Origin of the sequence: Sellimonas catena (assembly GCF_027924685.1) — a bacterium.
Classification (GTDB): domain Bacteria; phylum Bacillota; class Clostridia; order Lachnospirales; family Lachnospiraceae; genus Sellimonas; species Sellimonas catena.
In genome coordinates, this window is the sequence record NZ_BSBO01000030.1 from 1 (window position 1) to 22177 (window position 22177).

At 47.3% G+C, this 22177-nt stretch carries 19 protein-coding genes; 6 read left to right on the forward strand and 13 right to left on the reverse strand.

The features are described 5' to 3' along the window. Positions 1-215 precede the first annotated feature (215 nt). From Selli1_RS13495 to Selli1_RS13515, 5 genes are read left to right on the forward strand one after another with little or no spacing between them, the layout of a single operon-like run. Positions 216-431 carry a type II toxin-antitoxin system RelB family anti-toxin gene (locus Selli1_RS13495; RefSeq protein WP_138372670.1) on the forward strand — a complete coding sequence of 72 codons (216 nt, stop codon included), beginning with the start codon at positions 216-218 and terminating at the stop codon, positions 429-431. Next, positions 418-894: a hypothetical protein gene (locus Selli1_RS13500; protein ID WP_281845583.1), complete on the forward strand. Its 477-nt coding sequence runs from the start codon at positions 418-420 to the stop codon at positions 892-894. The genes Selli1_RS13495 and Selli1_RS13500 overlap by 14 nt, the downstream gene beginning before the upstream one ends. Positions 895-943: 49 nt before the next feature. Then, on the forward strand, positions 944-1135 hold the full coding sequence (locus tag Selli1_RS13505) for a hypothetical protein (protein WP_087168898.1): 192 nt from the start codon (positions 944-946) through the stop codon (positions 1133-1135). After that, the gene (tnpA, locus tag Selli1_RS18585; RefSeq protein ID WP_087168899.1) at positions 1119-1547 is read left to right on the forward strand and encodes an IS200/IS605 family transposase; all 429 of its coding nucleotides are present in this window, start codon (positions 1119-1121) and stop codon (positions 1545-1547) included. Before Selli1_RS13505 ends, tnpA begins: the two co-directional genes overlap by 17 nt. Next, complete coding sequence (locus Selli1_RS13515; RefSeq protein ID WP_191436454.1) at positions 1528-3210, forward strand: hypothetical protein; 1683 nt, start codon at positions 1528-1530, stop codon at positions 3208-3210. The genes tnpA and Selli1_RS13515 overlap by 20 nt, the downstream gene beginning before the upstream one ends. A 337-nt stretch (positions 3211-3547) precedes the next feature. Here the strand turns inward: Selli1_RS13515 and Selli1_RS13520 are convergent, their stop codons facing one another. The 9 genes from Selli1_RS13520 to Selli1_RS13560 all read right to left on the reverse strand — a co-directional run bounded on the left by Selli1_RS13520 (position 3548) and on the right by Selli1_RS13560 (position 16150). Beyond that, entirely contained in the window at positions 3548-5176 is a 1629-nt protein-coding gene (locus Selli1_RS13520) for an NAD(P)/FAD-dependent oxidoreductase (RefSeq protein WP_281845584.1), read from the reverse strand. After that, positions 5170-6471 (reverse strand): BaiN/RdsA family NAD(P)/FAD-dependent oxidoreductase, encoded by a 1302-nt coding sequence (locus Selli1_RS13525; protein ID WP_281873434.1) that lies wholly within the window; start codon positions 6469-6471, stop codon positions 5170-5172. Before Selli1_RS13525 ends, Selli1_RS13520 begins: the two co-directional genes overlap by 7 nt. A 10-nt stretch (positions 6472-6481) precedes the next feature. Beyond that, complete coding sequence (locus tag Selli1_RS13530) at positions 6482-7771, reverse strand: methionine gamma-lyase family protein (RefSeq protein ID WP_087168940.1); 1290 nt, start codon at positions 7769-7771, stop codon at positions 6482-6484. Position 7772: 1 nt separating this feature from the next. Further along, positions 7773-8741 carry a tRNA (adenosine(37)-N6)-dimethylallyltransferase MiaA gene (gene miaA, locus Selli1_RS13535; protein WP_087168903.1) on the reverse strand — a complete coding sequence of 323 codons (969 nt, stop codon included), beginning with the start codon at positions 8739-8741 and terminating at the stop codon, positions 7773-7775. 15 nt (positions 8742-8756) lie between these two features. Further along, positions 8757-10718 (reverse strand): DNA mismatch repair endonuclease MutL, encoded by a 1962-nt coding sequence (mutL, locus tag Selli1_RS13540; RefSeq protein WP_281845586.1) that lies wholly within the window; start codon positions 10716-10718, stop codon positions 8757-8759. A 9-nt stretch (positions 10719-10727) separates the two neighbouring features. Beyond that, positions 10728-13379, reverse strand: a complete 2652-nt coding sequence (gene mutS, locus Selli1_RS13545; RefSeq protein WP_330677599.1) for a DNA mismatch repair protein MutS — start codon at positions 13377-13379, stop codon at positions 10728-10730. A 134-nt stretch (positions 13380-13513) separates the two neighbouring features. After that, positions 13514-13930, reverse strand: a complete 417-nt coding sequence (locus Selli1_RS13550) for a putative ABC transporter permease (RefSeq protein WP_087168906.1) — start codon at positions 13928-13930, stop codon at positions 13514-13516. 81 nt (positions 13931-14011) lie between these two features. Further along, positions 14012-15454 (reverse strand): tRNA (N6-isopentenyl adenosine(37)-C2)-methylthiotransferase MiaB, encoded by a 1443-nt coding sequence (gene miaB / locus Selli1_RS13555; protein WP_281845587.1) that lies wholly within the window; start codon positions 15452-15454, stop codon positions 14012-14014. Between the two features lie 48 nt (positions 15455-15502). Then, positions 15503-16150 carry a sugar O-acetyltransferase gene (locus Selli1_RS13560; RefSeq protein WP_281845588.1) on the reverse strand — a complete coding sequence of 216 codons (648 nt, stop codon included), beginning with the start codon at positions 16148-16150 and terminating at the stop codon, positions 15503-15505. A 136-nt stretch (positions 16151-16286) separates the two neighbouring features. Here Selli1_RS13560 and Selli1_RS13565 point away from each other — a divergent pair, with 136 nt between their 5' ends. After that, the gene (locus Selli1_RS13565; protein WP_281873436.1) at positions 16287-17207 is read left to right on the forward strand and encodes an AraC family transcriptional regulator; all 921 of its coding nucleotides are present in this window, start codon (positions 16287-16289) and stop codon (positions 17205-17207) included. 40 nt (positions 17208-17247) lie between these two features. On the opposite strand, the gene Selli1_RS13570 is transcribed toward Selli1_RS13565, so the two are convergent. The 4 genes from Selli1_RS13570 to Selli1_RS13585 form a co-directional block, all read right to left on the reverse strand. After that, positions 17248-18591: an MATE family efflux transporter gene (locus tag Selli1_RS13570; RefSeq protein ID WP_281873438.1), complete on the reverse strand. Its 1344-nt coding sequence runs from the start codon at positions 18589-18591 to the stop codon at positions 17248-17250. Beyond that, positions 18584-19021, reverse strand: coding sequence for a MarR family winged helix-turn-helix transcriptional regulator (locus tag Selli1_RS13575; RefSeq protein WP_087168910.1), 438 nt, complete (start codon positions 19019-19021; stop codon positions 18584-18586). Before Selli1_RS13575 ends, Selli1_RS13570 begins: the two co-directional genes overlap by 8 nt. Positions 19022-19169: 148 nt before the next feature. Then, on the reverse strand, positions 19170-21065 hold the full coding sequence (locus Selli1_RS13580; protein ID WP_281873440.1) for an extracellular solute-binding protein: 1896 nt from the start codon (positions 21063-21065) through the stop codon (positions 19170-19172). Continuing rightward, on the reverse strand, positions 21062-21904 hold the full coding sequence (locus Selli1_RS13585) for an ABC transporter permease (RefSeq protein WP_087168912.1): 843 nt from the start codon (positions 21902-21904) through the stop codon (positions 21062-21064). Before Selli1_RS13585 ends, Selli1_RS13580 begins: the two co-directional genes overlap by 4 nt. Positions 21905-22177: the final 273 nt, after the last annotated feature.

Genomic DNA, 22177 nt, shown 5'->3' on the forward strand with positions numbered 1-22177 from the left:
TAAAAAAAGGCAATGTAAAGAGAAGAGGGGGGAATTTGCGCTTTTTTTCGTATTAAGCTCAACAGAACCGATATAGGAAAATAATTTCAGGTATAGTCCGGTCTGAGTTGTTCATGAAACAACCCTGGTTTTTTGTAAAGGAACCTTGACATTTTCTCGCAAGGCAGGTATGATCAAATTGTAAAGGTACCTTGTCAAAAGGAGGGATTCACTGCTTGAAAAATCGAGTCGAAGAGTTAAGGAAAAAATTAGGTATGAATCAAGAAGATTTTGCAAAAGCGATAAAAGTTTCTCGACAAACGGTTAGTTCGATAGAAACAGGCAAATATAATCCATCTTTGGAATTAGCCTTTGTCATATCTGATTTTTTTGGCGAAAGTATTGAGAACATATTCATCCATGAAAGGAGTGGAGAGAATGAAAAAGAGTAATTTGATAACCGGCTTTATATATCTCATTGCCGGTGTGATTCTTCTTTTAATTGCAATATTCACAAATACAAAATTGGATAGTTTGCTTTGTGGCTTTGCCGGTGTAGGAATCGGTCCCGGTCTTATGATAATTTTTAAATATTTCTACTGGAATAAACCGGAAAACAAAAAGAGATATCAAGAAAAATCAGAGAAAGAAGCGATTGAACTGCATGACGAATTAAATATAAAGCTGAGAGATAAATCAGGGCATTATGCGTATGTATATGGCATTATCGTTATCTGTTTTTCAATCGTTGTATTTTCCATATTAGGTCAGCTGGAAATCATTACTCATTCAGGCATAATATTGTTATATTTAGGTGCATATCTCATATTTCAACTTGTTATAAATACAACATGGGCGAAAACCCCTGGGCTTGCCCCGGGGATGAAGCCATCTTTTTTCTTTGCAAAGACATAGAACTAATATATAATATATGTATAATAAAGAAATGAAGGAGAATATCATCATGGCAAGGCCAAGAAGTAATAATGTACAGATCAATATCTCAATTCCTATAGAATGGAAAAACGAACTTGAAAATCTTGCCCGTATCTACTCCGTCGAAGAGGGCCGGACAATCACTTTTTTAGAATTGATGCGACGAGGTATCCAGGAAAAATATCAACTAGGGGAAATGTCAAATGACCTCAGGGACTGAACAATACCATAGGACATCACATTGTAAATATTTAACACAGTATCACATTATCTGGTGTCCGAAATTTCGTTTTTCTGTTCTAAAGGATGGGGCAGATGAAGCCTTGAAAAATATTCTGGCAGGCATATGTGATCGATACGGATACACAATTAAAGCATTAGAAATCATGCCGGACCATGTACATATTTTTGTGGACTGCCCACAGACTGTTGCCCCATGTGATATTGCGCGAACCCTCAAAAGCATCAGTGCAATTGAAATGTTTAAAGAATATCCGCAACTCAAAAGATTTTACGCGCGTGCTGGTGTACTCTGGTCGGCTGGATATTTTATCTCCTCTGTCGGACATATCAGTGAAACTACGGTCAAAAAATATATTGAGGAACAAAAACATGGCAAGGACGAAACATGAGAAAACTGAATATGAGAAATGCCGTAGAGTGTTCCGCTCACAGTCGGCAAGGCATGTCCTTGTTTTAGAAGTTGATATGTCAGAAGATATGAAACGCCGCGCCTTTTCTTTATCTGACCGGCTCCGTGTCTGCGGGAATAAACTTACAGCCAAATTAGAAAAAGGGCTGGCGCAGCTTATCCGAACCAAAAAATATAGGGCATTACTAAAAGATTATGGGGAACTCACAGAACGCCTGAAGCGTAGTCCTGACAATGAGGCTATTAAAAAAGCACGGAAAGAAATCGCTTCTAAGATGTCAGAGATGCAAAAAGCATATCATGTGTCATGGGATGACGCCCGTACATATATGCAATTCCTGAAAGACCGGGATGATCTTAACAGCATTTTTGCTCTTTCCCGTGTAGAAGATATTTGGGCAGGGGTGGAGAAAGTCCTTTTTGGCGGCGCAGAAACGATTCATTTCAAGAAACGCGGAGAGCTGCCAGAAATCAGGGCAAAACAAATTAACCGAGGCATCGTTCTGTATGTGGCCGATGGCAAATTGTATTTTAAATGTTCTAACATCGGAAACGAAAAGTTTACTACGAAGATTCTTGATAAGTTCCAACAGGACGAAGTAAACCGTCTGCTGGATTACCTTGCATCGCCGGAACAAAAGGATGAGATGGCCGTCAGCGCAATGATGGAAACAGGGGAAATAACCGATACATTCCGTCCATGCTATGGGGCTTTGGTCTGCAAGAAAATTCGCGGGAAGCTGCGGGTATATATGCATCTGACGATAGAAGGACACGCAGCTCCGAAATACAAAACTGACGGGGTTACCCCAAGACACACGTTCGGGAATGGACGTATCGGAATTGATATCGGCACGCAAACGGTCGCGTATACCTCCGACAAGGAAGTCGGCCTGAAAAATCTTTCTGAACGTGGCCTGTCCATTTTCCACGCGGAAAAACGGGAACGTCAGCTTCTCAGGAAAATGGACCGGAGCCGTCGTGCAACGAACCCAGATAATTATAATGCTGACGGGACTATCAAAAAAGGCTATAAAAAATGGGTGAAAAGTAAACGGTATATCGAAATACAGAAAGAGCATGCAAACCTCTGCCGTAAAAATGCAGAAAGCCGTAAATATGCAATCCATGAGGATGTCAACCATCTCCGGTGTATTGGGGACACCGTAATCACAGAACCGCCAAATTTTAAGGCTTTGCAGAAACGGGCAAAACAGAAAGACACGCAATCTGCCAGGGAGACTACCCAAAAGAAAAATCAACGGCGAAAACGATTTGGGAAATCTTTAAAAAATCGTTGTCCCGGAACCTTTCAGGCCGTATTGAAAACCAGATTTGAGATGACCGGAGGGGTTTACCATGAAGTCCAAAAGATGTTCCGCGCGAGTCAATACGACCACACTGCAGATGATTATATCAAGAAAAAGCTCTCTCAACGAATGTTTGCACTTGAGGATGGAGAAGTAGTGCAGAGGGATTGGTATTCTTCTTTTCTGCTATACAACGCAAACCCGGATTTTTCTGCACCAGACCGTGAAACCTGCCTGAAAACTTTTGGTACCCTAAACGAAATGCACATTAAAATGATTGATTATATAAAACATGCCGGAATCCACGTACTGAACTCCGGCATCGCCTGTTAAGACCAAATATAGGGTGTTTGACTGTGCATCCTTATCGAAAGATAGAAGGCGTCCGCTAATGTGGACAATCGAGTCTGCTTGAACGCCAGTTTTGTTGCTCCAGGGCAAAGTATGAAGCCAAAGCCCTTGGTATTCGGTACTTTCGAGTTCGATACCTTGCGGTGTACGCTATCATGTTAATCCTGTCAATAGAACCCACGGGGCTTGCCCCGAGGAGCAGTCAGAGGTAGAATTATTTACAATCATCTGCTCAAACGCTATCGGTAACAAAAACCAGGGCAGTCAATCGTGTACAGAAACACAATTGACTGCCCTGACTATTTTTATATCAGGAAAATCACTCGCAAAATGCTTGATACTTCTTCGCAACTGCTTCCGCTGTTTTCATGCCGTCCATGGCAGCCGAAGTAATTCCGCCTGCGTATCCGGCGCCTTCTCCGCATGGATACAGCCCCTGAACATTCACACTCTGCATCGTTTCATCTCTTGTAATTCTCACCGGGGAGGACGTCCTTGCCTCGACGCCGGAAAGAACCGTGTCGTCTCGGGAAAATCCATGAATTTTCTGTTCAAATGCTTCGATCCCTTCCTGAATGGAAGAAGCGATCTCCTCCGGGAAAATTCCACGTACATTGCCAAAGCAGTACGCCCCCTTCATCTGCGGAAACACCTCTCCAAAGGAATGGGAAATTCGGCCATTTTTAAAATCTCCGAAGCATTGTACCGGGATCTTTCCGTTTCCTGCTTCATATGCCCGCTCTTCCAGATGTCGTTGAAATTCCACTCCGGCAAGCGGTCCCTGATTTCCATCTGCAGCGTAGTCTTCCGGTGTCACAGTCACGATCACGGCGCTGTTGGCATTTTTTCCGGCTCTTCCATGATAACTCATTCCATTGACACAGAGACGCCCCTCTTCAGAGGACGCATTGACTACATAGCCTCCCGGACACATGCAGAACGTGTAGACTCCCCGCCCGTTTTCCGCTTTTGCCGTCAACTTGTATGCAGCCGCCGGAAGATCCGGATGTTGTTCCGTACCATACTGGGACAGATTGATCCGTTTCTGAAGGTGTTCGACACGGACGCCCACCGCAAAGGATTTTGCTTCCAGAAATACTCCTGTCTCTTTCAGCATCGCAAAGGTATCTCTTGCGCTGTGTCCCAAAGCCAGTACAACCACTTCCGCAGGAATCAGGGATTCTTTCCCCTGCTCTTCGATCCGGATTTCCTTCACTCTGCCGTCCCCGGTGTTGATTCCGGTCAGCTTTGTGTAAAACCGGCATTCTCCGCCGGAATCCTCTATGGATTCCCGCATCCGGCGTACCACATCAATCAGGATGTCCGTTCCGATATGTGGTTTATTCTCATACAGGATCTCCTCCGGTGCACCATGCGCCACAAAGATCTTCAGCACTTCCCGGTTTCTTCCTGCCGGATCTTTCACCAGAGTGTTCAGTTTCCCGTCGGAAAAAGTCCCTGCACCGCCCTCGCCAAACTGAACATTTGTCCTTGTATCCAGCACTCCGGTCTCCCAGAACGCCTCCACTGCTTTTTTTCGTTCTTCCACCGGCGCCCCGCGCTCAATCAGAATCGGACGGTATCCGTGTTTTGCAAGCAGATACGCACAGAACAGTCCGGCAGGACCACTTCCTACTACTACCGGCCGGTGTTTCATCTCAGACGCTTCCCTGCACGCCGGAAACTCATACGATGTTTCTTTTGCTTCGGATACATCCTTAAGTTTTCTGCGGGACAGAATCGCTTTTTCCTTCTTCACTTTTGTCAGCTTCACATCAACCGTGTATACATAATAAATTTCCGGTTTTTTTCTGGCATCAATCGAACGCTTCCGGATTTCAATGGACTGGATCTCTTCTCTGGACACGCCAAGAGCACGTTCGACCTTTCTTTCCAGCTCCTCTTTTGTATGTCCGGTTTTAATTTTCAGTTGTCCAATCCTTAGCATGGCCTCTCCTTTCCGGCAGCACTGATGCCGGCCACATGACCGCTGGACCAAGCCCACTGCAGATTATAGCCGCCGCACATGCCGTCCACATCTACGATCTCCCCGGCAAAATACAGTCCCGGGATCAGACGTGATTCCATCGTATCCGGGCAGATTTCTTCGGTGGAAATTCCGCCCGCACTTACCTGTGCCTGTTCAAAGCCGTTTGTACCGGTAATTTCCGTCTGAAATCCTTTGATGATCTTTGCAAGACGGTAACGGTTCTGATCTCCCAGGCTGTCCACTTTCAGTTCCGGAGGGATTCCTGCCCTCTTAAGGAACACCGCCGCAAGTTTCTCATGAAAGATTCCGGTAAAAAACTGATTCATCGTCTTTTCCGGCCGCATCTGAATTCTGCTCATGAAAAAGCTTTCCAGCTGAGTCTCTGTAAATTCCGGCATGAAATCAAGCTCCGCTGCAACACTGGTCTTCTTCTGTTCCAGAGCCCGCGCCGCGAAACGGCTTACCTGAAAGACCGGGATTCCGGAAATCCCGTATTCTGTAAACTGGATTTCTCCGATATCCAATGCCTCCACAACTCCATCACAGAGAAGTTCGATCTTGGCTCCCGCGCGTACTCCCGCAAGGGATGGATAAAACGTTTCCCGGCATTTCAACTGAACCAGTGCTGGTACACACGGAACGACCCGGTGTCCGAAATGTTCGGCGATCTGCATTCCGGTTCCGTCCGCCTTTTGTACTCTTCCCGCAAGTCCGCCTGCTGTCAAAATCAGCTTTTCTGTCAGATAGACCTTTTCCTCTTCTCCGGTTTTTACAAGAACCATACGCTTTTTACTTTTTTTCTCCTGCTTCAAAATGCTTTTTACTGCCTTTACCCGGAAACTGTTTCCTTCTTTTTGAATCTCCTCCACGCAGACCGATGTCTCAATCCGGACATGCAGACGTCGAAGCTCCATGAGAAGGACATCCCGCACAGCGGATGCCTGTTCCGAGTGCGGATAAAGATACCCGTCTTTGTTTTTGGAGTAAAGTCCCAGTTCCATAAACAAACGGATCGTATCCGGCACCGGAAAACGGGAAATCACATCCTGGGCAAATTCCGGATGTTCTCCACGATAGGCTCCCGGTATCTGGTTAATATTTGTAAAATTGCATTTTCCGTTTCCAGTGGACAGAATCTTTTTTCCGAGCTGCTCATTCTGTTCCAGAATGGTCACTTCTGCACCCTGCCCCGCCGCCGCAATGGCGGCCATCATGCCGGAGGCGCCCCCTCCGATCACCAATACTTTCTCCATGCCTGCTCCTTTACTGAATCGTTACCACACCAGCTTCCACTAATTTCTGAAGGCTCATCAGAATTCCGAATTTGGCGTGTTCCCAGGTCAGTCCCCCCTGGAAATACACCGCATACGGCGGTTTGATCGGCGCATCTGCTGAGAGTTCGATGGAAGATCCCTGAACAAATGCTCCTGCTGCCATAATGACATCGCTGTCATAGCCCGGCATTGCCCATGGTTCCGGCGTCACATAGCTATCCACCGGAGCGGCTGCCTGAATTCCCTGGCAGAAACGGATCACACCTTCCGCAGTTCCGAATTCTACCGCCTGAATGATGTCGTGCCGTTCTTCATCTTTGGACGGGATGACGTGGAAACCGAGTTCCTCATAGATTCCGGCCGCAAAGATTGCTCCTTTCACTGCTCCTTTGACCACAGTCGGCGCCAGAAACAGCCCTTGATAAAAGTCCTTCATAACTCCAAGGGACGCACCTACTTCTTTTCCAAGTCCCGGCGAAGTCAGACGGTATGCACAGTTCTCGATCAGATCTTTTCTTCCTGCGATATAGCCTCCGATCGGCGCAAGTCCGCCTCCCGGATTTTTGATCAGAGAGCCGACTACCATGTCTGCCCCCACATCGCTTGGCTCCTGCAGCTCCACAAACTCGCCGTAACAGTTGTCCACCATACAGATCACATCCGGGAACCGCTCTTTGATGAAACGGATCGCCTCTCCGATCTGGTCAACCGAGAAGCTCGGTCTCGTCTGATATCCCTTGGAACGCTGGATTGTGACAAGCTTGGTATCCGGACGCACCGTTTTTGCAATCTTTTCAAAATCAAAGCTTCCATCCGGAAGAAGATCTACCTGGCGGTAGCTGATGCCGTATTCTTTCAAAGATCCTTTGGACTCCCGGATTCCGATGACTTCTTCCAGCGTATCATACGGCTTTCCTGCCACGGAAATCATCTCATCTCCCGGTCTAAGATTGGCAGCCAGCGCAAGGGCAAGGGCATGGGTGCCGCAGGTAATCTGCGGGCGTACGAGAGCATCTTCCGTGTGAAAAATGTTCGCATACACCTGCTCCAGCGTATCTCTTCCAAAGTCATTGTAGCCATAGCCGGATACATACTGAAAGCACTCGGAATTCACTCTGGCTTTCTGCATCGCATGGACAACTTTCAACTGATTGTATTCTGCGATCCGGTCAATGGCTGCAAAACGCTCCTTTAAGGAGTCCTCAATCTTTGCCCCAAACTCATAGACCTTCCGCGAGATGCCTGCCTCCTCGTACTTTGCCTTTATGAACTCATCCATCTTATGACCTGTCATCTGATCCATTTTGTATTATTCCTCTTTTCCTTAGATTTTCCAGTAAAAATTCCAGTATTTTCGTTTCATCGTAATCAAATTCCTGCTTCGGGACCCAGATCACATCTCTTTCCCGCTTAAACCAGGTAATCTGACGCTTCGCAAAGTGTCTCGTATCCCGCTTCAAAATCCGGACAGCCTCCTCAAAAGGGATCTCTCCTTCCAGATAAGCCAGAATCTCTTTATATCCAAGCCCTTTCATGGACACCATGTCCCTTGTACAGCCCATATCCTTCAGTTTCCGGACTTCGTCGACCAGGCCCTCCTCCAGCATCTGGTCCACTCTCCGGTCAATCCGCCCGTAAAGCCTCTCCCGCTCATCGTTCAGGACGAAATACGCAAACTGATACGGTGACTCCTTCTGCCGCTCCGTCTCATTGTGTTCGGAGATTTTCTGTCCGGTCAGATGATAGAACTCCAGCGCACGAATTACCCGTTTCCGGTTATTCGGATGGATCTCTTCAGCCGCCCGTTCGTCCACTTCCCGCAGCTTTGCATGGAGCGCTTCCTCGCCGTACCGGTCTGCAAAATCTGCCAGCTCTTTCCGGTAACCGGTGTCCTCGCTGCTTTCCGTAAAATCAATATCATACAGAAGTGCCTGGATATAAAATCCGGTTCCCCCTGTCACAATCGGAATCATGCCCTTCTCATAGATTTCCTCCATCGCCTGTCTGGCAAGCTCCTGAAATTTCACAACATGAAATTCTTCTGTCGGTTCCAGCACATCAATGAGATAATGCGGCACACCGTCCATTTCTTCCGCGCGGATCTTGGCCGAACCGATGTCCATATACCGGTATACCTGCATGGAATCCGCCGAGATGACCGCTCCGCCGATTTTCTTTGCAAGCCCGATGGAAAGGGCTGTCTTCCCTACCGCCGTCGGACCTGTCAGTATAACCAGTGGTCGTTTCATTTTTATTCACCCTATCTATATGATTCGTTTAAATTTCTTTTCCAGTTCCCTCTTTGTCATGGCAATAATCGTCGGACGCCCGTGCGGACAGTGATATGGATTGTCAAGCTTCAAAAGCTCCTTTAGAAGTTCCTCCACTTCCGCTCTTGACAATCTGGAGTTTCCTTTTACTGCCGCCTTACAGGACATGGATGCAATCTTTTCATCCAGAATCTCAGGCGTCATGTTCGTACTGACCTCATCAGAAAGACTGTCGATCATCTCCATAAGAAGTTCCTTTTTTGCCACACTGAACAGATTGTCCGGCACTGCGCGCACTGCAAAGGAATCTCCCCCAAAAGGCTCGATCTCAAACCCGATTCTGGTAAACCGGTCCATGTACCTGCGAAAGAGCTCCGCCTCCTGCATGGACAGATCCAGAATAATCGGAGGACTGATGTACTGAGACGTATATTCCCTCGTCTTCATTCCCTTTAATGTCCGCTCGTACAGCACCCGCTCATGAGCCGCATGCTGGTCGATAATGTACATGCTGTCATGAAGCTGGACAATCCAGTAAGTATCAAAGACCTGTCCGATGATCTGATAGTCCGGTACAGATGCCTCATCCAGCAGCTTTTCATCAAAAAGCGTAAGCTGCTCCGCCGTCTGTTCCGGCTTCTGGTTCTTGATTTCGTCTTTTTTCCCTTCTGTTCTGACTCGGTAAGATACCGCCTCCCGGATGCGCCCGCTGTCTACGGCCGGTTTGTGAATATCGCTCCGGTCTTTTACCTCTGCCGATGCATACTGATTATGATAAGAGGTCACCCGCTCCTTCATCCGTTCCATAAAGTAGTTTAAATCCCTCTTTTCCGGCTCCGGAACCGGTTTCTTTGCTTCCGGTTTTTCCTCCGGTCTGACAGGCGGTTCTGCGGCTGCCGGTATTTCTTTCTTTTGTTCCGGCACAGGAGCCTTCGGCGCTTCCGGCGCCTCGACTCTTGGAATCAGATCTCTTCCGTGCAGCGCCTTTGATACTGCCTCATACAGGAAGCGGTACACTTCCTGCTGATGCCCGAACCGCAGCTCCATCTTGGTCGGGTGAACATTGACGTCTATCTCCTCTCCCAGAATTTCAAGATGCAGTACCACAAACGGATATTTATGCTGCATCGTAAAATCTTTATACGCATCTTCCACTGCTTTTGAAAGAATCCCGCTCTTGATATATCGTCCGTTCACAAAAAATGTCTCAAAATTCCGGTTCCCCCGTGTCACGGTCGGATTTCCGATAAATCCGGAAAGCCGGATCTCTTCATTTTCCACAGAAATCTCGATCAGACTGGCCGTGATTTCCCGTCCATAAATATGGTATATCACATCCTTTAAGCGGCCATTCCCCGACGTATGCATCCGCTCCTGCCCGTTGTTGACAAACTGAAAGGAAATATCCGGCCGGGACAGGGCAAGCCGGGTCATCAGATCGCTGACATGACTGGCTTCCGTCATCGGGGTTTTCAGGAACTTTCTTCTGGCAGGCACGTTGTAAAACAGCTGGCGCACAAGAAAGGTTGTTCCGTCCTTCGCTCCGGTCTCCTCCATGGAAATCTCTTTTCCACCGGAAATCTGATACGAGGTTCCAAGAACATGATCCCGCCCCTTTGTAATCATCTCGATCCGGGAAACTGCCGCAATGCTGGATAGTGCCTCGCCGCGGAATCCCAGAGAGGAAATATGCATCAGATCATCTACCTGGCGGATCTTACTTGTAGAATGGCGCAAAAAGGCATTCCGCACATCGTCCGGCTCCATCCCGGTCCCGTTGTCCGCAATCCGGATCAGCGAAATTCCGCCGTCCTCGATTTCCACCTCCACGGCGGTTGCTCTGGCATCGATCGCGTTTTCCACCAGCTCCTTGACTACGGAGGCCGGGCGTTCTACCACCTCTCCGGCGGCGATCTTATCGATTGTAACCTGATCTAAAACCTGAATCTTTCCCATCGTTCCTCCTTACCACCGGTTGTTCAGCTTGTTCTGAAGCTGATACAGAGTATTCATCGCATCCATCGGTGTCATACGGCTGATATCCATTCCCTTGATCTCTTCAATCACATCATTGTCCGATACCGTGTCAAACAGAGACATCTGAGCCATGTCCACGACATCCATTTTCTTCGGCTTTTCTTTTGCCTTCGTCTCCTGTCCCTGCACGCTCATTTCGCGTACCCGCGTCGTAATATCCGCATCGGAAAGCTCCTCGGAAATCTCCTTTGCACGGGTGATGACAGTCTCCGGCACGCCTGCAAGCTTTGCCACCTGAATTCCATAGCTTCTGTCCGCCCCGCCTTTTACAATTTTACGCAGAAATACGATGTCATCGCCTTTTTCCTTGACTGCAATACAGTAATTGTTGACGCTGTCGATCTTTCCTTCCAGCTCGGTAAGCTCATGATAATGAGTCGCAAAGAGCGTCTTTGCCCCCAGCAGTCTGGCATTGCTGATATGCTCCACCACCGCCCAGGCAATCGAGAGACCGTCAAAGGTACTCGTTCCCCTTCCGATCTCGTCAAGAATCAGAAGACTTTTGCTCGTGGCATTACGAAGAATAATCGCAACCTCAGTCATCTCCACCATAAAGGTACTCTGGCCGGATGCCAGGTCATCGGATGCCCCGACCCTCGTAAAGATCCGGTCCACCAGCCCGATATTGGCCTGGGAAGCCGGAACAAAGGAGCCGATCTGCGCCATCAGTACAATCAGTGCGGTCTGTCTCATATACGTGGACTTCCCGGCCATATTCGGCCCTGTAATGATGGCCACCCGGTTCTTCTTGTCATCCAGGTATGTATCATTTGCGATAAACATATGATTCGGGATCATCTTCTCCACGACCGGATGTCTTCCATCCTTGATATCAATGGTTCCCTTTTCATTGATTTTCGGACGCACGTAATGATTCCGCTCTGCTACAAGTGCCAGGGAGGCAAAAGCATCCACCGCTGCGACCGCCCTCGCCGTCGTCTGAATCCGGACAATCTCATCCGCAATCCGGTTTCGTACGTCACAGTAAAGCTCATATTCCAGCGCATACAGCTTATCCTCAGCTCCAAGGATCAGATCTTCCAGCTCCTTGAGCTCCGGAATAATGTAACGCTCCGCATTGGTCAGTGTCTGCTTTCTTGTATAGTAATCCGGCACCATATTTTTGAAAGAATTTGTTACTTCCAGATAGTATCCGAACACCTTGTTATACTTGATTCTTAAATTTTTGATACCGGTCTTTTCCCGTTCTTTCTGCTCCAGCTCGGCAAGCCAGGTCTTTCCGTCCGTCTTTGCTTTTCTAAGGCGGTCTACCTCTTCATGGTAACCGTCCCGTATGATTCCGCCTTCCTTCATTGCCATCGGCGGATCGTCAATGATTGCATTTTCCACCAGGCTGCACAGATCCTCCAGCGGATCAATATCGTCATACAGTTTCTGAAGCAGCGGGCTCTTCATGTCTCCCAGAATTGTCCGAATATGTGGCAGCATGGAAAGAGATGCCTTGAAGGCTGTCAGATCTCTCGGGTTGGCCGACTGATAGGAAATCCTTCCTACCAGACGTTCCAGATCGTAGACCGAGGACAGATATTCCCGGATCTCTTCTCTGGAAATTGCCTCCTTTAAAAGCTCCTCCACCGCATCCAGACGTTTCGTAATCTCCTCTTTATCAATCAGCGGCTGCTCCACATATTTCCTCAGAAGTCTGGCTCCCATGGCTGTTTTTGTCTTATCCAGCACCCAGAGAAGGGATCCACGCTTCTGCTTTTCCCGCAGAGTCTCGCAGAGCTCCAGATTTCTCCTTGTGGAGCTGTCCAGCACCATATATTTTCCTGTGGAATACGTAGTCAGCTTCGTCAGGTGGGCAAGGGATGTCTTCTGTGTTTCGATCAGATACTGAAGAAGCGCTCCGGAAGCGGTCACGCCGCAGTCATAATCGGCGATCCCAAGGCTCTCCAGGGATGCCACCTGAAAATGTTCTTTCAATGCTTTTTTACAAAGTTCCTCGTCAAAATACCAGGCATCCAGAGAGGAAATGGCAACATGCATCCGGTTTTTCAGATCTTCCAGCTGAATCCCGCTTACATAAAGCGCCTCGTTGCAGATAATCTCGGATGGTGAAAATTTATAAATCTCATCAAACAGCTTGCTCTCGCTGTCTGTTTCTGTCACAAAATAATCTCCGGTGGAAACGTCCGCAATAGAGATTCCGTATCTTCCCGCGTCATAGACAATGGACATGATATAATTATTCTTCGTCTCATCCCTTGTCATGGAATCGATGTTTGTTCCCGGAGTGACGATCCGGATGACCTCTCTTTTCACGATCCCTTTCGCCTGCTTCGGATCCTCCACCTGCTCACAGATGGCAACCTTATATCCCTTCTCCACCAGCCGGGACAGGTAACTGTCTACTGCATGATACGGCACCCCGCACATCGGCGCGCGCTCTTCCAGGCCGCAGTTCTTCCCGGTCAGAGTAATTTCCAGCTCTTTGGACGCCGTCAGTGCGTCGTCAAAAAACATTTCATAAAAATCCCCAAGACGATAAAATAAAATGCAGTCCTTATATTCTTTTTTCGTTTCCATATATTGCTGCATCATTGGTGTTAATTCTGCCACTTTTGTTCTCCTTTTCTTTTGCTGCTTGTTCTATTTTATCTTTTTTACTTCCTGTTTTCGTGTTCAGGGAACTTTGCCCTGATATTACATTATATCACCATTTTCCGGGCAGCAAAAGAAAAATTTCGTTTTTGTTACCAAATGGGGATTTTCGGCTTTTCTTCCCCGTAAAGCACATGCAGCAGATAGCCGCCCAGATAGATTCCGATTGTACATAGAAGACCAAACAGCGCCATAAAGGGCAGGCAGATCTGGCCAAATAGCTGAAACGGTACGTTGCTGTAGTCCCAGATGCCGAGATTCAGCCATTTGTTGACAATGATTCCTGTAATAAATTCGCAGGAAGTCACAAAGATCATGCACCGTAAAATCTGGATTCCCAGCGGATCCCTCCATCTTCCCGCCCGCCCCTGGGCCGTGCAGAATACAAGACACAGGCCGCCAAGTACGAACATGGTCCAGTGGGAAAATCCCCGGAAAACAATTTCAAATGTATAATAAAGGCAGCCTCCGACTGCCCACAGAAATAAGTATTCACTTAATTTTTTCATAAAAAACGCCCTCACTTTTGTACATTTCCATACATAGTGTGGGCGTTATTTCCGGCATTATACATCTGTCAGGCTGACGGATTATTTTTCCACTGCTTCTCCAATGTAATAAAATCCTTTACACTCCAGAAGCTTCACATCGATGAGTTTTCCGATCTGCTCTTTTGTTCCCGGAAAATGAACAAGCAGGTTGTTGCCAAGTCTTCCTGTCACAAGAGATGGATCGTGTTCGTTGACCTGCTCTACCAGTGCGGTCTGAATGGTTCCTTCATGCTTTGCACACTCTTCGGAAGCGATCGTCTGAACTTCTTTTAACAGGCGGTCAAAGCGGTCTTTCACCACATCCTCCGGCACCTGCCCTTCCATAACTGCTGCCGGTGTTCCGGTCCGTTTGGAATAGATAAAGGTAAACGCACTGTCGTAGCGTACCTTTCTCACCACATCCAGCGTCTCCTCAAAATCTTCTTCTGTCTCCTGCGGAAATCCTACAATAATGTCGGTTGTAAGGGAGATGTCCGGCACTGCTTCCCGGATTTTGTGTACAAGCTCCAGATACTGTTCCTTTGTATATCTGCGGTTCATCTTTTTTAAAATCTCCGTGCTTCCGGACTGTACCGGAAGATGCAGATGATGGCAGATCTTTTTGGAAGTCCGCATGACTTCAATGAGTTCATCGGACAGATCCTTCGGATGGGACGTCATAAAGCGGATTCGTTCCAGGCCGTCGATCTTTTCCACTTCCCGTAAAAGCTCCGCAAACGTCATCGGTTCCTCCAGCGTCTTTCCATAAGAATTGACATTCTGTCCCAGAAGCATGACTTCTTTCACGCCGTCCGCTGCCAGATTTTCGATTTCCCGGATGATATCCCGCGGATTCCGGCTCCGTTCCCGTCCTCTGACATACGGCACAATACAGTAGCTGCAGAAGTTATTGCAGCCAAACATGATATTGACTCCTGATTTAAACGAATATTTCCGCTCGCTCGGAAGATCCTCCACGATCCGGTCCGTATCCTTCCAGATATCAATGACCATCCGTTCGGATTCAAACCGGGTGGCAAGCACTTCCGCAAATTTATAAATATTGTGGGTTCCGAAAATCAGATCTACAAACCGGTAGCTCTTTTTCAGCTTTTCCACCACATGCGGCTCCTGCATCATACAGCCGCAGAGTCCGATCAGCATGTGTGGATTTTTTCTTTTGACACGGTTCAGCTGGCCAAGTCTTCCATAGACTCTCTGATTCGCATTTTCTCTGACCGTACAGGTATTGTAGATAACGAAATCCGCCTTTTCCTCCTGATCGATCATCGTGTAACCGATCTTCTCAAGAATTCCGGTCAGCTTTTCGGAGTCTCTGGCATTCATCTGACAGCCAAATGTGATGACCGCCGCTGTCAGCGGACGTCTCAGCTCCTCTGAAATCTTCCTGACATAGTCTTTGCACTTTTCAATAAAGTAATACTGCCGTTCCGGTTCTGTTACCGGTATATGTTCAATTGCATTTTCATTTGTCTGCATCATATAGCGCTCTCTTTCCTCAATAGTATTATAAGGAAAAGACTAACGAAATTATCCATGAATGTCAAGTACAATATGCTCCGAGATCCGTTTCCCGTGATCGTAAAAAATCTCATCTTCCTCTGTGATTTCCCGGTGCACTTCCGCCGGATGGCCAAAGGCAATGACATTGGGCGGAATGTCTTTTGTCACGACAGAACCGGCTCCGATAATGGAATGATCTCCAATTGTCACACCCGGCAGAATCGTCACATTGGAAGCGATCCAGACATGATCCTCAATGACTACCTCTTTACAGTACATCTCTCCCCGCGGACGCGCTTTATAGTACATCGGATGGTTTGTGCCACTGATTGTCACATTCGGTGCAATCAGTACGTTTTTTCCTATCGTAATCTTATAGTCATCTACAAGGGTAAGATTGGAATTAATATAGGTCCCGTCTCCGATCGAAACCGTATTTCCCATCGCCAGTGTCAACGGCGGTTCAATCCAGCTATCCTCTCCGCAGGAAGCAAACAGCTTCTTCCAGATTTCCTTCCTTTTTTCCGTTTCTTCCGGTCTGGTCTGATTAAATTCCTGGCAAAGTCCTCTTGCATACACCTGCTGATTCAAATTTTCTCCTGTATCAATCCATAATAATCCTTTTTCTCTCCGCTCAGCCATTGACAGTCCACTTACAGTTTGATTCTTGTCCATCTTTTTCTCCTTCTAATACAATCTTGTTGTCAGTCTGGTTCCCTGATATAATTATATAGACTAGAGAACGGGAAATATATATGAATTTTCCCTGTTTTTATCAAAATATTAGCTTTTTCGTCAGAAAGGAGCATCGATGAAACATCAATACCTGGACTGGCCCTGGGAGCCGATGAATACGATCCCTGTGGATCATGAACTGAATACATTGCTGCGGCTGAATCCGGAATTTCCCCTGGCAGTTTCCCACGACAATCTGTCTTCCTATCAGAACCATTTTGTCAACTGGCACAAGCAGGGTTCCATCGAAATCTCCGTGGTAAAAGAGGGGGCAGTGACGGTCAATCTGCTGAAGCATCAGGAACAGGTAGCAGCCGGAGAAGGCTTCCTGATCCTTCCGGGAATGCTTCACAGTATCCGAAGCGGTACAGAAGCGCAAAATGCAGTCTATGAGACATTCTTTTTTGATCCTTGTCTGATCACCGGTTTTCGGGGAAGTTATTTTGAGAAACAGTATTATCAGCCGGAAATCCTAAGCAGAAACGGGTTTTTTCATTTTTCCATGACGGATTCTCTGATTCGACCGCTTGCTGACGATTTTCACGACATCTTTCAAGAGCAGTATCGGGGAAATGCGTTTCTGGAATGCCGGATTCAGCAGAAACTTCAGAAGATCTGGATGGTGTTATGGGATCACCTCATCCTGACAAAGAGTATCAGTTCTTACCAGACGGATGATTCCAGACTGTTGAAAATGATTGATTTCCTGCAGAAAAATTATCAGAAAAAATTTGTTCTTGATGAGCTTTGTGATTCTGTAAATCTTTGCCGAAGTGCATGCTGCAGATATTTTAAGAAGATGATGAATATGTCCATCTCTGATTATCTGAATGAATACCGGCTATCCCAGGCACTGTTTCTTTTGGACAACACAGACAACAGCGTCACGGAAATCGCTGTTCAGTCCGGATTTACTTCCGCAAGCTATTTCATCAGCAAGTTTAAAGAAAAGACAGGGCTTACGCCCCTGGAATATAAGATGAGAAAAAAGAGCTGACTTCCTGAGGGCGGGATGAGAACCGGAGAGACAGACGGCCTTAATGTGCCGCCTGTTTTTCCAGTAATTTCCGGATTTTCCTCCACAGGAAGAAGGACAAAATGACCGCGATATAGTCTGTCACGGACTGTCCGAGAATCACGCCGTTCAGCCCAAACAGCGCCCGGAGCAGATATAATAACGGGATCAGGAGAATTCCCTGTCGAAGCACTGAAAGAATCGTGGCCGGGAGCGCCCTTCCTACGGACTGCATACAGTTCATATTCACGAAGAGAAATCCGATCACGGGTCCGGAGAGCATATAAGCAACAAGCATATCCACACCGTAGAAAACGACCTCATTGTCGCTGATAAAGAGACGGATGATCTGTTCCCGGAACAGGAAATACAATGCCGTTGCCGCAATTCCTGCCACAAGACAGCATTTCTTTGTGTAGGATTCCACACCGCGGAACCGCTTCATATTTCCGGCGCCGTAATTGTAACCAAGCAGTGGCTGCACTCCATTTGCAATTCCCATCTGCAAAAAGGTGATAAACATATTGGCCTTGAATACAATTCCGATGGCCGCCACCGGGTCATTGCCATAGACCACCAGAAGCTGGTTGAGCACAATGGTGGAAACACTCATGAGAGCAGAGAAAATTGCCGTCGGGAGACCGGAACCGCAGACCTTCGTCAGGATTGACTCCCGGACGGTAAAGTCACTCCATTTCAGCGAAAGCACTTTGCTTTTCTTCAGGAAATACCAGAGATAATAACCACTTGCCAGGATATTTCCAATGGTCGTTGCGATTGCCGCGCCGGCTGTTCCCTGATTGAGTACGGAAATAAAGATCGGATCCAGAATAATATTAGCGACCGTTCCGATCATGCTTCCGATCATCGCCTCCTTACTGGATCCTTCCGCCCGGACAATAAAGCTGGCAGCCGCTGACCAGATGATGAACGGCGCGCCATAGGAAATGTGGAAGGTATACCCTTTTGCAAACTCATATGTCTCTGCATTGGCGCCAAACACTGCCAGAATCGGATCCATAAAGACGATCAGGATTACTGCAAACAGTATTCCGACAATCAGAGAGGCATAGGTGACAAAGGATGAAGTCTGCCTTGCCCGTTTCTCATTTTTCGCACCGAGGGCCATGGAAAGGACTGCGCTTCCTCCCATCCCGAACATGTTGGCAAACGCCATCATCAGAATAAAAATCGGATTGGTCAGGCTAACAGCCGCCACCTGAAGCGGATCCCCGGTCTGTCCCACGAAAAAGGTATCCGCCATGTTGTAGACGACTGTCACAAGACTGCTGATGACACTGGGAACAGCCATCTTTGCCACGGCCTTTGAGATTTTCATCTGTCCCATCAGTTCATTCTCATTCATTTCTCTTCTCCTCCTCTTCCAGATTTTCCAGCATTTTAGCCGTAATCTTCATAAATACAGCCTGCTCTTCTCTGGAAATGCCACGCAGCAGAACTTCTTCCGACTGCTTGATTTCCGACCGGAGGGCACTTCGGATCGCCTTTGCTTTTTCCGTAAAGACAATTTTTTTCAGCCGTCCGTCCTCTTCGTCCGGTACACGGACAATCAGTTCTTCCTCCTCCAGATGCTTTAATACTTCTGTCGCTGTAGAAGGACGAAGGTCAAATTCCTTTTCAATCTCTTTCTGATACACGTTGTGTTTTTCACTTTCCACCAGAATATAATCCAGCACATTCCCTTTTGCTCCGGTAATACCCAGGGTCTCCTGCACCTTTCTGGAACGTCTCCGGAGCCGGTTGGAAATCCGGTTTATCATTTTTCCTGTTTCCATGCAGGTTCACACTCCTCTGTAATTGTTTCGGTTCCTAAGTATTTTAGTTCGTTTCCTAAGAAATGTCAATTCTTATTTCCTGCACACAAAAAAGAAGACCTGCTCCCGCTTTTCTGCAGAAGAAAGTCTTCCCTTTTTTTATTCTCTTTTAACCTGCGTTACTTGCCGCAATCTTGACGCGGCTCCAGAGATCACTGATAATCTTTTTCGTATCCGCATTGTACTCAAAAACTTCATCGTTTTCATTGTCCGTCCGCGGGATGTAGGCATTGATTCCTTCATAGTCTCCGCCTTCCCCGGAAAGGTCATCCATAACCTCCTGGTTGGCCGAGGTATATCCTACATAGCTGGAGTTATCATATGCGCCGTCATAATCGCTTGCATAATTGATAAATGCATGAGCAAGATCCGGATTCTTGGCGTTTTTCGGAATCACCATGGCATCAGACCAGAGGTTGGTTCCGGTCTCCGGCATGAAGTAGCCCATGTCTTCATTTTCGGCCATGACATAACTTGCGTCACCGGAATAGATCAGTCCGAGCGCTTTTCTTCCCTGAGCCATGTTGTCAATGATCTCATCTGTTACGATTTCCGTATCCATCGTTTCCACACATTGTACGAGCCATTCGTATGCTTCATTTAGCTCTGCCTCGTTCTCGGTATTCATGGAATATCCAAGTGCTTTTAACGCCATCATAAAGGAATCTCGCTCGGAATCGTACAGATAGACGTCTCCTTTATACTTCTGATCGAGGAAAATATTGTATCCTTCTCTCTCCAGATCTTTGATGTCTACCTTCGTCTTGTCATACACAATTCCCACGGTACCCCAGAAGTACGGAACGGAATAGTCATTGTTCGGATCGTACGGGAGACCAAGTACCGCATCAGACAGCTTGTCAAAGCAGTCCAGTTTTGATTTATCCAGTTTCTGCAGATAATCTTCCTCAATCAGACGCTGAATCATATAATCACTCGGGACGAGAATGTCGTAGGCTTCTCCGTTTGCCACCTTAATGTACATCTGCTCATTGGAATCGAAGTTTTCCATCACGACTGTAGCACCTGTCTCTTCTTCGAAATCACCGATAATATTTTCCCCGGTGTACTCACCCCAGTTGTAAATATGGAGTGTCTGTCCTTCGAAAGGACGATCCTTGCCTGTGATGCCTCCTCTTTGCAGCGCGGCAACGGCAACCACAAGAACACAGCATACCGCAACAGCCGGTACCCATCTTTTCCGTTTCACGGCACCGCCCTTTTTCACTCTCTTCGCCGCTATAACCGGAGCCAGATTGATCACAAGGAGCACGATGGTGATGATGACTACCACAAGGGTAGATACTGCATTGATACTCGGGTTGACACGCTTACTCATCGTGTATACCACGATACTTAAGTTCTTCACGCCGCTTCCTGTGACAAAGTAGGAAATAATAAAGTCATCCACCGACATGGTAAATGCAATCAGCGCACCGGAGACAATTCCCGGTGTAATCTGCGGCACAATGACTTTGGTCAGTGCCTTGAACGGTGTTGCCCCCAGATCCATCGCCGCATCCGCCAGGTTCGGATCCAGAGAGCGGATCTTCGGCATAACGGAAAGCATAACATAAGGAATACAGAAGGCAATATGTGCCAGAAGCATGGTAACATACCCTTTTTCCACCTTGAAGGTGATGAACAGAAGCATGAAACCGATGGCTGTCACGATCTCCGGATTCATCATCGGAAGGTTGTTTACCTGTTCCATGATATTGCGGATTACCTTTCTGGAACTGGACAATCCGATTGCCGCCACCGTACCTACGACAGTTGCCACAATCGTCGCAAGAATCGCGATACTAAAGGTGGTATAGAGCGCGGTCATCATGTCCTGGGACTCCAGCATGTGCTGATACCAGCGAAGGGAAAATCCGGTAAAGCTGGTCAGCGATTTTCCATCATTGAAGGAGAAGATAATCATATAGAGGATCGGCAAATAGAAAAATGCGATCATCAGAATCATCAAAGCCTTCCCTAAAGTACGTTTCTTCTTTTTCATGCTTTTGCCCCCTTTCCGCCCTGATTTCTTGTTTCAATTTTACGCACGAGCATCATCAGGAGCATCATGATCACTGCCATAATCATGGAGATGGCACTTCCGAAGTTCCACTCTCCAACTGTAATAAACTGGTTTTCAATCATATTTCCGATGAGGAAATACTGTCCGCCTCCCAAAAGTTTCGGGATAAAGAAGGAACTGACTGCCGGAAGGAATACCAGCGTAATTCCGTTGATGACTCCCGGAAGGGAAAGCGGAAGCGTTACCCTCCGGAAAGTCTGCGCCGGACTTGCTCCAAGATCCGCGCTTGCCTCCAAAAGGGAATGATCCATCTTGCTTAAAGACGTCTGAATCTGCAGAATCATAAATGGAAGGAAGTTGTACACCATACCAAGGAGTACTGATCCTTCTGTATACAAAAGCTCGACATCTCCCAGCCCGAAAATTCCAAGGATCCGCTGAATGATTCCGCCCTCGCTGAGAAGGCCGATCCATGCGTAGGTTCTTACCAGCATGTTGATCCACATCGGAATCGTAATGCAGAGAATCAGAATATTCTGCACCTTTTCACTGCTCCTGGCAATAAAGTACGCTGCCGGGTAACCGAGGATCAGACAGATAATCGTTGTTTTAATCGCAATTAACAAAGATCTCCACAGAATAAGAAGGAAATCCGGGTCTGTAAAGAACTTGATGTAATGATCCAGTGTCAGGGAGAAGGAAATAATACTATTTCCAGGCTCCATGACCGAATACATGGCAATCAGCGCCATAGGAAGTACCAGCATCAACGCAGCCCAGATAATATAAGGGACTGCCAGCTTTGAAAATCGTTTCATTTAGAATACCTCCTTGGACATGACATGGATATCCTCCGGGAAAAAGGTAAGCCCTACCTCCTGTCCCTCTTCGGTATAATCCGTTGTATGGATTTTGAATTCCCGGCCTGTCGTGGAGAAGGTGATCTGGTATACACCCTCTTTGACATCCTCAGGCTCAAAATCGTAGTCAACGCTGAGATCCACGGATTCATCTTCATTACTGAGCTTCCAGCCCTGTGCCCCGGCCCAGGTCTTCAGATCCGTATCAAGAGCCTGTGACTCTGTGATCTC